The sequence below is a fragment of the Leucogemmata humicola genome (assembly GCF_055379415.1).
Genome location: NZ_AP040875.1, coordinates 3,126,265 through 3,139,487 on the forward strand (window position 1 = coordinate 3,126,265; position 13,223 = coordinate 3,139,487).

The 13,223-nt window shown below is 62.7% G+C and carries 6 protein-coding genes; all 6 read left to right on the forward strand.

Translation table 11 applies throughout. The annotated features are described in order from the left end of the window. Window positions 1-13: 13 nt before the first annotated feature. The 6 genes from AC6H4Z_RS13045 to AC6H4Z_RS13070 are packed head-to-tail and all read left to right on the forward strand — an operon-like array spanning window position 14 to window position 13,179. A complete protein-coding gene (locus AC6H4Z_RS13045; RefSeq protein WP_497542401.1) occupies window positions 14-3,016 on the forward strand; it encodes a SusC/RagA family TonB-linked outer membrane protein in 3,003 nt (1,000 codons plus the stop codon). Window positions 3,017-3,048: 32 nt separating this feature from the next. After that, complete coding sequence (locus AC6H4Z_RS13050) at window positions 3,049-4,305, forward strand: RagB/SusD family nutrient uptake outer membrane protein (protein WP_497542402.1); 1,257 nt, start codon at window positions 3,049-3,051, stop codon at window positions 4,303-4,305. A 2-nt stretch (window positions 4,306-4,307) separates the two neighbouring features. Continuing rightward, a complete protein-coding gene (locus tag AC6H4Z_RS13055; protein WP_497542403.1) occupies window positions 4,308-6,542 on the forward strand; it encodes a prolyl oligopeptidase family serine peptidase in 2,235 nt (744 codons plus the stop codon). Further along, entirely contained in the window at window positions 6,539-8,398 is a 1,860-nt protein-coding gene (locus AC6H4Z_RS13060; protein ID WP_497542404.1) for a CocE/NonD family hydrolase, read from the forward strand. Before AC6H4Z_RS13055 ends, AC6H4Z_RS13060 begins: the two co-directional genes overlap by 4 nt. Next, window positions 8,395-9,897, forward strand: a complete 1,503-nt coding sequence (locus tag AC6H4Z_RS13065; RefSeq protein WP_497542405.1) for a serine hydrolase — start codon at window positions 8,395-8,397, stop codon at window positions 9,895-9,897. Before AC6H4Z_RS13060 ends, AC6H4Z_RS13065 begins: the two co-directional genes overlap by 4 nt. A gap of 21 nt (window positions 9,898-9,918) precedes the next feature. Next, complete coding sequence (locus tag AC6H4Z_RS13070) at window positions 9,919-13,179, forward strand: S41 family peptidase (RefSeq protein WP_497542406.1); 3,261 nt, start codon at window positions 9,919-9,921, stop codon at window positions 13,177-13,179. Window positions 13,180-13,223: the final 44 nt, after the last annotated feature.

Here is a 13,223-nt window from a genome sequence, read left to right on the forward strand (position 1 = left end):
ACGGAGTTCCCGCATGACAACAAGGACCGGCCGGCGCGCCCTACGATGGGCGCCGGGAACGGGATGCCTCATCGCACTCCTGTTGTGTCTCGTCGCGCCCTCTGCGCGCGCACAAACGGGCACCATTGCTGGGCTAGTGACCGACGCGCGTTCAGCGACACCGATCGCAGGCGCAACCATTGAAGTGGGGCAAGCAGCGTTTCGCGGGACCACTGGACCAGACGGGCGCTTCCGCATCTCGAACGTTCCGGCAGGATCGTATGCGGTCAACGCCCGTCGTATTGGATTTGGCGTAACGCGACAGACCGTGAACGTCACGAGCGGTGGTACTGCGACGGCGGATTTCGCACTTCAGGTTGCGGCAGCCCTGCTCGACGAAGTTGTCGTCACCGGGACCGCGGGCGGTGAGCAACGCCGCTCCGTCGGCAACGCCGTGTCGACCATCGACGTAACGGCGGAGCTCGACAAGGCGGCGGCGCCAAATCTTACGAGTTTGCTCAACGCTCGCTCGCCGGGTGTCGTTGTGACGGCGACGAGTGGACGCTTGGGCGCGACGCCAGCGATCCAGATCCGCGGCAAGAGCAGCCTTTCGCTCGGCAACTCGCCGTTGGTCTACATCGACGGCATCCGCGTCAGCAATTCGCAGGGCGTCGGTCCGACGGGCAGCGGCGGCTTGTCCACGCAGAACTCTCAGATCGGTGGCCGCATGAACGACATCAACCCCGATGACATCGAGAGCATCGAAGTCATTAGTGGTCCCGCGGCCGCTACGATTTACGGCACCGAGGCTGCGGCGGGTGTCATTCAGATCATTACGCGGAAGGGCGCCTTCGGCGGCAACCTTCAGACGGCGCTTCAGACCTCCATCGGCTCGGTCTACCTCCGTGACGCCGCTGGTCGGATCCCGACGAACTACGCCAAGGACAAGGCCACCGGGAACATCGTCACCTGGAACGGCATCCAGGCAGAAGCTGACAGCGGTCATCCGCTGTTTAAGACAGGCCTGTCGCGCCAGTACAACGGATCGTTCTCGGGTGGAAGCCAGGTTCGCTATTACGTGAGCTCGGCCTTCGAGAACGACTACGGCATCGAACCGAACAACACGATTCGTCAGTTCAACACGCACGCAAATATCAGTGCGCCAATCGGAAACAAATCCGACTTCGCGACGAGTCTCAACTACGTCAACCAGTCGAACCGCTACGGCGTGGACAATGGCGCCTCGGTGCTGCTCGGTGCCGAAGTGGGACACCCGTTGGCGTACCCGAAGTCGCGCGGCTTCTATCCGGGATATCCGCCCGAAGTCTTCCAGTCGCTCTACGACAATGCAGACGCCGTGAATCGTTTCACGGCAAGCGGCACCCTGAACAATCGGCCGACGAGTTGGTTTACGCAGCGCGCCGTGCTAGGCATCGATTATTCTGACGAGGATGCCCGTAACATCGAGCGCTTCGCACCGCCAAACCTTGCACCTTTCCTCGGTGCCTCGGCCACCGGACGCATTGGACAGTCACTGCGCCGCAACACGCTGATCAGCGCCGACTACAGCGGCACCGCCAAAGTCGCCCTGACCTCTGCGCTTGGCTCGAGCCTGTCGGTCGGCGGCCAATACTACAACAGCGAGTCCAATTCGAGTTTCCTGGGAGGCATTGGCTTTCCGGCACCCGACATCGAAACGGTATCTGCCACGGCTCAGGCGCTCCCGGCTTCGCAGAATTCGACCATCAACACCACGATCGGGGCATACGCGCAGGAGCAGCTCAGTTGGCGGGAGCGCATCTTCGTCTCTGGCGCAGTTCGCGTCGACAACAACAGCGCGTTCGGCGACCAGTTCAAGTGGGTCACCTATCCGAAGGTCAGTGCGTCGTGGGTGGTGAATGAAGAGCCCTTCTGGCACTGGACCGCGATCAATTCTCTCCGACTCCGCACGGCGTATGGAGAGTCAGGCCGTCAGCCGTCAGCATTCTCGGCCCTTCGCGTGTTCACTCCTGTTCCGGGCCCCGGCGGCACCAATGCCGTGACGCCTGGCTCCATCGGCAACGCGGATCTGCGCCCGGAGCGCGGCAAGGAGCTCGAGGTCGGCCTCGAGAGCGAGCTTTTCAATCGCCTCTCGATCAACCTCACGTACTACACGCGCAAGACGACCGATGACATCATCAACCAGGCCATCGCGCCGTCGAGCGGATTCCCTGGCTCGCGTGTGATGAACCTTGGGCGCGTCGACAACCACGGCTTCGAGATTCAGTCGACGTTGCAGGCGCTGACTCGGCGCAATCTTTCGTGGGAAATCACCGGTAACATCGGCACGAACAAGGACGTCGTCAAAGATCTCGGAAACGTGCCGTCGCTCATTACGGCGGCTGGCCCGGCGAACGTCGTTGGTTATCCAATCGGTGGCATTTGGTCACGACGCGTCGTGTCTGCCGACCGCGATCCAGCGACCGGACTGGCGATCAACATCCTGTGCGACGGTGGGGCAGGCAAACCCGCGGTTGGGTGCGCCGCCGGTGCCTTCAGCTACCTCGGCACTGCGACGCCCGGCTTCACGGGCTCGGTGGGCAATACGTTCACCATCGGGAAAAACCTGCGTCTCTACGCACTGGTCGATTTCAAGCGCAACTACATCGAGCAGTCGACGACGGAACTGCTGCGTTGCACCGGCGCCACCGGAACTGCGCTGTGCCGTCAGAGCTACTACCCGCAGGAGTACACGCCGCTCCAGCTTGCGTACGCGACAGTCGGACCGGCCACGCAGTTCTATCAGGATTACTACTACCAGAGCGGCAACTTCGTGAAACTCCGCGAGGTCTCCGCGACGTACACGATCCCGTCGAAGTGGGCCCGCGGCTTCTCACGCGCGTCGTTCACGCTCGCCGCTCGAGAACTCCACACCTGGACGAATTTCCACGGACTCGATCCCGAGGCCTACTTGTCGACAAGCCCAACGAATGGAAGCGACCAGGCGATCATGCCGCCGCTGTCGCGTATCCTCGGCACCTTCAACCTCGCGTGGTGAGCACAATGCGATCCTCGACACACAGAATCCTTGTGGCTCTTCCACTCCTGGCGGCCGTCGCGTGCCGGGACCTGACGAGCCTCCAACAATCGAATCCGGGGTCTCTTTCGGCCGCGAGTACGTACACGCCGGCGAACGCCACGCTTCTGGTCAACGGAGCGATCAGCGATTTCGAATGCGCGTTTACTCGATACGTGGCCGGTAGCGGCCTCTTCACCGATGAGCTGTCAGCCGCGATTTCGTCTACGGCGAACCTCGACTACGACCGACGGACGTTCGCGTCCAATGCCGTGTATGGGACTGGGGCGTGCGGTGCGAATCAGCAGCCACCGATCTATACGACGCTCTCCACGGCTCGCGGATCGGCGGATACCGCGCTCGCCAAGCTGCAGGGCTGGACGGATGCGCAGATGCCCACGGGCGCGAATCGCACCAAGTTGATCGGCCAAGCGGCGGCGTACGCCGGCTATAGCCTCGTCCTGCTCGGCGAAGGAATGTGTTCTGCGGCGATCAATGTCGGGCCCGAGCTTACGCCCGCCCAGATCTTCGCGGAAGCCAAGTCGCGTTTCGATCTGGCGATCACCTCTGCGACGAGTGCCGCCGATCAGACAACTCTCAACCTTGCGACCCTGGGGAGAGCGCGCACACTGCTCGATCTCGGCCAGCCAGCCGCCGCCGTCGTCGACGCCGCGAAGATTCCTTCCGGATTCGTCGTCAGCACCTCCGGCGACATCGGCAATGCACGCCGTTACAATTTCATCTTCTACTCGGTGAATCAGAGTTCGTTCTCGACGGTCGATGCCAGCTTCCGCGGCCTGACGATCAATGGCGCCCCGGACCCGCGCGTTGCGGTCACGAACACTGGCGTCACCGGCACAGCGTCGCAGCCGATTTGGACCGTCGACAAGTACTCGACGCTCTCGACCGCAATGCCGATCGCTCGGTGGGCGGAGGCGCAGCTCATCATCGCCGACGCGAAACTCGCAGCGAATGACATTCCAGGCGCCGTTGCGGCAATCAATGCCGCGCGTGCCGCCCGTACCGGCGTGCCAGCCTACGACGCGACCGGTCAGACCGCGACACAGGTGCAAGCGCAGATCGTCGAGGATCGCCGTCGCGAGCTGTTCCTCGAGGGCCATCGCCTCGGAGATCTGCGTCGCTACAACTTGCCGATCTTGCCAGCGGCAGGCACCGCGTACGGTATCAGTTCCGGGACCTTCGGTACGCAATCGTGTTTCCCGCTGCCTGACGTCGAACGGATTAACAATCCGAACATTCCGAAAAGCTGATCATGCGAACTCCGACGCGTACCTCACTCGCGGCTGCGCTGGTGGCGGCCGTTGCACTCCCCGTCACGTCGATCGTCGCCCAGACCACCGGTCCAACGATCGATCAGTTTCTCAGCCCGGGGTATCCGTCGGAACTCGTATCGGCGACTAGGGCCGATCGCATCGCCTGGCTCGGCTGGGAGCGCGGCAAGCGGAATGTGTTTTCCGCTGCCGCGCCATCCTTCGCCCCAACGAGGCTTACCAAATTTCTCAACGACGACGGCATCGAGCTGTCGGAGCTTCAACTGTCGGACGACGGCACGATCGCGCTGTTTGTTCGTGGCAGTGAACCCAACAAGGTCGGCTGGATTGCCAACCCAACCGGCAGCGGTGACGGAGCCGAGCGCGCCATCTGGGCGGCGCGCACCGACGGGAGTGGGGCGTGGCGCGTTGCAGTAGGAACGGCCCCCGTACTCTCGCCCGATGGCAAATGGGCGGTGTTCGCGAAAGACAGTCAGATCTATCGCGCCAAAGTTACCCCGGGCGCAGCGTCCGCTGCGGAACGGAGCGAACAACCGTACTTCAAGGCGTGGGGTCGCAACTCGCGGCCGCAGTGGTCGCCCGACGGATCGAAGATCGCATTCGTCAGCGATCGCGTCGATCACAGTTTCATTGGCGTGTTCGACGTCAAGACGCGCGCCGTGAAGTTCATGGCGCCGAGTGTCGACCGCGACGTCAGCCCGACATGGTCGCACGACGGCAAGGAGATCGCGTTCATCCGTCGGCCTGGTCTGCCATTCGGCCAACAGTCGCACGATGGCGTTGGCGGGCTCGGTGATCCACCGGGTCCGGCGCGCGGAATCGTGCCCGGTGGTCGCGGCGGACGTGGTGGTGACGGTGGAGTCGCGCAGAGCGGCAATGTCACGTCCCGCTGGTCGCAGACTCCAGGGTTGCAGCGTGCGACCTTCGACGGCGGCTACACGCTGTCGTTCTGGACGGCGGACGTCGCGACCGGCGAAGGCCACGAGGTGTGGCACAATGAGCCGAATGATCGCGTCTTCACGAACATCAATGGAATTCAGTGGCAGGGTACGAGCCTCGTCTTCTCGTACGAACCGGAAGAGTGGGCTCGTGTCTACTCAGTGAACGTTCGCGGAGGAACGACCAAGCCCATCGAACTCACGCCTGGCGCAGGTCAGGTCGAGTCAATGGGCTTCTCGGCGGACGGCGCCACCTTGTACTACGCGACCAACGCCGGTGACATCGATCGCCGCCACCTGTGGAAAGTGCCGACGGCGGGCGGCGAGTCCGTCGCGCTCACGCACGGCGAGAGCATCGAGATGTATCCGGCGCCGCTCGCGTCTGGAAAACAGATTGCAGTCCTGACGTCGGGCGCCACGCTGCCGTTCTCCGTTGGTATCGTACCGGCCGCCGGCGGAAGCGCTCGAGTGATTTACCCGGTGCTCACGAAGGAATTCCCGGCTGACGCGCAAGTCGTACCGACCGCGGTCGTGCTCAAGGCGGACGACGGTTTAGAGTTTCATAACCAGATCTTCCTACCCAAGGACCTGAAGCCGAACGAGCGACGCCCGGCGATCGTCTTCGTCCACGGCGGCCCGATTCGCCAGATGCTGCTCGGCTACCACTACATGGACTTCTATTCCATGGCGTACTCGGTCAACCAGTGGTTGGCCAGCCAGGGCTACGTCGTGATGTCGGTGAACTACCGCAGCGGCGTGGGCTATGGAAAGTCGTTCCGCAATGCAGCGGGCGTTGGCGCACGAGGTAACACGGAATACAAAGACGTGCTCGCGGCAGGACGATACCTGCAGACCCGTGCCGACGTCGATCCGACTCGAATTGGCATCTGGGGACTCTCCTACGGTGGCGTGCTCACGTCGCAGGCGTTGGCGCGCAACTCCGATCTGTTCGTGGCCGGCGTCGACATGGCGGGCGTTCACCTGTGGGGCAGTTCGCTCGACACGAATGACGTTTCATATCAATCGTCAGCCATCTCGGCGATCGACAAGTGGAAGTCGCCCGTGCTTGTCTGGGCAGGCGACGACGACCGCAACGTCCAGTTCTCGCAGACCACCGGACTCGTTCAGCTCCTCCGCGCGCATCACGTGCCGTACGAATTGATGGTGAACACGGACGACACGCACGAAACGATGCTGTACTCTCGCTGGCAGCAGACCTACGCGCACATGCAGGATTTCTTGCGCCGCAACGTGTGGAATCGGAAGCCAACCCCATGAGACATACACGCTCACTCATCGGCGCCGCCGGATTCGTCGCAACACTCGGCCTTTCCGCCGTCGGCGCGCAAACCCAGGCCGGCACTTCCCGCCGCGCGTTGTTCGACTCGACTGACGTCATGATCCCGATGCGGGACGGCGTGAAGCTTCATACGATTCTGCTCGTACCCAAGGGGTTGAGCACGGATCTGCCGTTCATCATGGCTCGCACGCCGTACGGCATTGCGCGCGCCAGCGGTGCTCTCAACTCGTCGTACGCCGAGCTCGTTGATGACGGATACATCTTCGTGCTTCAGGACATTCGCGGGCGCTTCGGCTCGCAGGGCGAGTTCGTCATGCTGCGGAATCCGCGCAACAAGCGCGATCCGAAAGCGATCGACGAGAGCACGGACACGTACGACACGATCGAGTGGCTGCTCAAGAACGTGCCGCACAACAACGGCCGCGTTGGTCAGCTCGGCGTCTCGTATCCTGGCTGGCTCACCGTGATGTCAGGACTCGATCCGCACCCAGCCATGAAGGCGATTTCGCCTCAGGCGTCGCCCGCGTCGATGTTTCTCGGCGACGATTTCCATCACAACGGCGCGTTCCGACTCGCCTACGGCTTCGAATACGCCGCGATGATGGAAGGGCAGAAGGAAATCAATCGCTTCGAGTTCGATCAGTACGACAACTACTCGTGGTGGCTCTCACAGGGTTCACTCGCGACGGTCGATGCGAAGCATTTGAAGGGAACGCGGCCGACGTGGATCAACTTCGTCGAGCATCCCAACTTCGATGCGTTCTGGCAGCGCGAAGCGCTCATGCAGTACCTCGACAGCGTTCGCGTACCGACGTTGAACGTCGCCGGGTGGTGGGATCAGGAAGACTTCTACGGCCCCATCACGATCTATCGCGAATTGGAGAAGCACGACACGCAGCACAAGAACTATCTCGTCGTCGGACCGTGGAACCACGGCGGTTGGAGCGGGCCTTCGGGCGCCAAGCTCGGCAATATCGACTTCGGCAGCGAGACCTCGCCGTACTATCGCAAGAACATTCAGGCGCCGTGGTTCGCGTACTGGCTCAAGGATAAGGGAACGCTCAAGCTCGCCGAAGCGACCGTATTCGAGGCGGGTGCGAACGCGTGGCGGACGTACGACTCTTGGCCGCCGAAGACCGGCGTGTCGCCACGGAAAATGTATTTCGGGCCGAACGGCAAACTCGGCTTCGACGCGCCAACTGGCAACGCCAAGGACGCGTTCGACGCCTACATCTCTGATCCAGCGCACCCTGTGCCCTATCGGCCGCGTCCCATTCTCGCGACCTACGCTGCCGGTTCGACGTGGCCCATCTGGCTCGCCGACGATCAGCGCTTCGTGCAGGATCGCCCCGACGTCGCCGCGTGGGAAAGTCCGGTGCTCACCGAAGACGTCGTGATCGCCGGCGACATCGCCGCGCACCTGTTCGCGGCAACCACCGGCAGTGACGCCGACTGGGTCGTGAAGCTCATCGACGTCTATCCGGACAACGATCCGAAGATTCCCGGCTACCAGTTCATGGTCGCCAACGACGTCATGCGCGGACGCTATCGGAAGAGCTTCGAGCATCCAGAAGCCATCGTGCCAAATCACACCGACGAGTACAAGCTCGACCTGCACACGCAGAGCTATCGCTTCCTGAAGGGCCACAAGATTCGCGTGCAAGTGCAGAGCAGTTGGTTCCCGCTCATCGATCGTAACCCGCAGACGTTCGTGCCGAACATCTACAAGGCCAAAGACACGGACTTCAAGGCGGCAACGATGCGCGTGTATCGCACGCCACAGGCGGCCTCCTACATTTCGCTGCCGATCGCCGGCGGCCCAATCGTCCCATGATGCCTCACCGTCTCGCCGGTCTCGCGCTCGTTGCGAGCGCGGCGCTCGCTCCCATCGGCGCGCAGAACCGCGCCGCGGCCCCCACCCCCGACCTCGCCGCGTTCGACAAGTACGTCGCGCAGGCCGTACGCGATTGGCACACGACGGGCCTCGCGATCGCGATCGTCAAGGACGACTCGCTCGTTTTCGCACACGGCTACGGTGTGCAGGACGTACGGACGAAAACTCCGGTCAACGAGCACACGCGCTTCGCCGTCGGCTCGACGACGAAGGCGATGACGTCCGCGGCGATCGGCATGCTCGTCGACGAGGGCAAGCTCCACTTCGACGACCGTGTCATCGACATCCTCCCGGACTTCCGGCTGTACGATCCCTGGGCGACGCGCGAGACGACCGTCCGCGATCTGCTAATGCATCGCACGGGACTGCCGGGAACGGACCTCATGTGGATTCGGCAGCCGTTCACGGCGCAGGAGATGATCAAGCGGTTGCGCTACGTGAAGCCTACGACGTCGTTCCGGTCGACGTTGGAGTACCAGAACGTCACGTATGCGATCAACGGCGCGATCATCGAGAAGATCTCGGGCATGCCGTGGGAGACGTTCATCCGCACGCGCATCTTCGCGCCGCTTGGAATGAACGAAAGCGAACCGCTGGTTTCTGGAATCATCGGAAAGGCGAATGTCGCGACGCCGCACGCTGCTGTCGGCGATTCGGCGCGCGCGATCCGCATCCGAACCACCGACCCGGTGGCGTCGGCGGGTTCGGTGTATTCGAGTGTCTCCGACATGTCGAAATGGATGCGCTTCATTCTCGACAGCGGTCGCGTCGGCAGCCAGCGTTTGATCAAGCCCGCGACGTTCACTGAGCTGGTCACGCCTCAGATCCGCGCGCCGATGGAGCTGTATCCGGCACTACAGCTCGCCAAGCCGCACGGCTTCAGCTACGGCCTCGGCTGGTTCGTGCAGGACTATCACAGCGCCACGGTGTGGATGCACACCGGCAGCATCGACGGCATGAGCGCGATCATCGGGCTGCTCCCCGATTCACGAATGGGCGTCTACATCCTCGCCAATACTGACCACGCCGAGTTGCGCCACGCGTTGATGTATCGCGCGTTCGACATGTACGCCGGCAATCCAACCCGCGATTGGAGTGCCGAGCTGCGCGCCTCTATGACTCGTCCAACGCAGACCGTGGCAACACAAGCCTCGGCGCCCTCGAAGAGCGGACCATCGTTGCCGCTCGGTCGCTATGTCGGAACGTACGTCGACTCGGCATACGGATCATTCGAGATCACGAATTCCTCTGGCACGCTTCACGCTCGCTTTCGCGGCGCGGATGCCGGAGACCTCGAGTCTGTGCAAGGCGAAACATTTCGCACGAAGACTGCCAGTCCGGACGATGATCAGTTGGCCGTGACGTTCGTCATCGGCGGAAACGGGTCTGTCACCGGCATTCGGTCTTTCGGCGCCACGTTCGACCTCGTTCGCAAGTAATCACGCGTTGATACAATTCAAATGACCTCACTCGTTCGCGCGTCCTCCGCACTCGTGCTCGCGTTGTCTGTCGCGGCTCCGGCCTCGGGGCAGGGCACACGTCTGCTTCGTCACCCTTCGCTCAGCCGCGAGTCGGTTGCGTTCGAGTATGCTGGCGACCTCTGGGTCGCCCCGCGCAATGGGGGCACTGCTCGCCGTCTCACATCGACACCGACGGTCGAAACAGAGCCATACTTCTCGCCCGACGGTTCCAAGATCGCGTTCACCGCGACGGTCGGCGGCAACATGGACGTCTATGTCGTCCCCACCGCCGGCGGTGATCCCACGCGACTCACCTTCCATCCGTCGATGGACCGGGTGCGCGGCTGGAGCCCGGACGGCAAGCGCGTGATCTTCGGCTCGAACCGCGTGAGCGTTCCGCACAACTCGTATCTCAAGCTGTGGAGCGTCGCGGCCGAGGGTGGATTCCCCGAGGCGCTGCCAATGCCGCGCGCGTTCAGCGGCACCTACTCGCCCGACGGCAAGCGCGTTGCCTATGAGGAAATTGGCACGCAAATGGTCGTCCAATGGACCGAGATCAGCGACTGGCGTCACTATCGCGGTGGACGAACGCATCCGATTCGCATCATGAACCTCGCCGACTACTCGAGCGAGAAGCTGCCGTGGACCGACAGCAATGATTCGTATCCGATGTGGATTGGCAACACGGTGTACTTCCTCTCCGATCGCAATCACACGCGGAACGTCTTCTCGTATCAGACCGATACGAAGCAGCTCAAGCAGCTCACGCATCACGACGACTTCGACGTCATGACGGCGTCGGCTGGCCCTGATGGCATCGTGTACGAGCAGGCGGGCTACATCCACCTGCTCGACGCAAAGACCGGTCAATCGAAGCAGTTGAACATCGAAGTGAATGCCGATCTGCCCTGGGCTCGCCCCGGCTTCAAGCGCGTCGCATCGTCCATTCGCGAAGCGGCCCTGTCGCCCACCGGCGTTCGCGCGGCCTTCGCCGCTCGCGGCGAAATCTTCACGGTGCCAGCCGAGAAGGGGGATTCGAGAAATCTCACGCACAGCACGGCGGCGCACGATCGTGATCCGGCGTGGTCGCCCGACGGCAGCCAGCTCGCCTGGTTCTCCGACGCGAGCGGCGAGTATCAGCTCATGATCGGCGACCAGTCTGGCATGAACGCGCCGCGCGCGGTTCCGCTTCCAGCCGCCGCGTTCTATTCAAACCCGACGTGGTCACCGGACGGCAAACGAATCGCGTTCGAGGACAATCACCTGAATCTCTGGTCGCTCGACGTCGCCACCGGCAAGTCGACGAAGCTCGACGTCCAGACGTACGCCGATCCGGGGAAGACGTTCGAGCACGTGTGGTCGCCGGACTCGCGGTATCTCGCATATTCGAAATCGCTCGACAGTCATCTCCGCGCCGTGTTCGTCTACTCGATGGCTGACGCAAAGGCGAACCAGGTGACAGACGGAATGTCCGACGCCATTTCACCCGCGTTCGACGCGTCTGGTAAGTATCTGTATTTCCTCGCAAGCACTAACGTCGGACCGCAGACAGGCTGGCTCGAGATGAGCTCACTCGAGCGTCCAACGCGTCGCTCGGTGTATCTCGCAGTGCTCTCGGCGAACGAGCCGTCGCCTTTCTTGCCCGAAGTTGGCGACGAACCCGGCGTCATTCAGGCCGGGCGCGCACGCGCGGATACCGGCAGCGTCAAGGGAATCGACTTCGCTGGCATCGGACAGCGAATTCTCGCTGTTGGCGTGCCTGCTGCGGACTATGCCGACCTCGTGGCCGGTCCAGCGGGAACGTTTTTCTACTCTGAGCCGATGGGCGAAGGCGCCGCCGCGGCATCGCGACGCTTGATCAAGTATTCAGTGAAGGACCGCGCTGCGGTCCCGTTCATCGACGGCGTGCGATCGTACACGCTGTCGGGCGATAAGAAAAAGCTCCTGTACGAAGCTGCCGGTGCACGCTGGGGCGTTGTCGGAACCGATCGGCCGGCACGCGTGGGCGACGGCACGATGAACGTCGCACAGTTGGAGACGTGGGTCGATCCGCGCGCAGAGTGGGCCGAGATCTTCAAGGAGACGTGGCGCATTCAGCGCGACTTCTTCTACGACGCCAAGATGCACGGCGCCGATTGGAACGCAGTGTACAAGAAATACGCAGCGCTGCTGCCGTACGTCGGTCATCGCAACGATCTCGGCTACCTCATCGCGCTCACTGGCGGCGAACTCACCGTCGGGCACTCGTACCTCTCAGGTGCAGGCGACGAGCCGACCGATACGCCGGTGCAAGTGGGGATGCTCGGCGCGGACTTCACGCTCGAGAACGGACGCTATCGCATCCATCACATCTACTCGGGCGAGAACTGGAACCCGGAGCTGCGCGCACCTCTGAGCACGCCGGGCGTGCAAGTCTCCGAGGGCGACTACATCCTCGAAGTGAACGGCCGCCCACTCGCGGCGCCGACGAACATCTACAACCTGTTCGAAGGAACTGCTGGACATCAGACTGTCCTTCGCGTGAGCAAAACGCCCACGGTTGAAGGCGCACGCACTGTCACCGTCGTGCCCATCGCGAGTGAAGACGGATTGCGCTCGCGCGCTTGGGTCGAGCACAATCGCCACGTTGTCGATTCCCTCTCGGGCGGAAAGCTCGCGTATGTCTGGCTGCCGAACACGGGTGGTCCAGGTTACACGTACTTCACGCGCTACTACTACGCGCAGCAGGAGAAGCAGGGCGCAGTGATCGACGAGCGGTACAACCAGGGTGGGCAGGTTGCCGACTATATCGTCAACGAGCTCGATCGAAAGCCGATGGGCTTCTTCGCGCAGCGCGACGGCAAAATGGTCACGTCACCGGCTGCCGGTATCTTCGGCCCCAAGGTTTTGCTCATCAACGAGTCCGCCGGTTCTGGCGGAGACGCGCTGCCGTACTATTTCCACCTGCGCAAGATTGGTCCGATGGTCGGCACGAGAACGTGGGGCGGCTTGGTCGGAACGCTCGGCGTTCCAACGACGATCGACGGCGGCGGCATTACCGCGCCGAGCCTCGCGTTCTACAGTCTCGCCGGCAAATGGGCGGTGGAGAACGAGGGAGTCGCACCTGACATCGAAGTGGAGTACACGGCCAGCGAAGTGATCAAGGGCCGCGATCCGCAGCTCGAGCGCGCCGTGCAGGAAGCGATGAAGCTGCTCGACACCCAAGCGCTCAAGAAAATCGATCGCCCGCAGCCGATCGATCGCACCACCAAGCGCCCGTAGCCGTAACGCCGGTTGTCGCCCAGACTCCATGGGCGACAACCGGA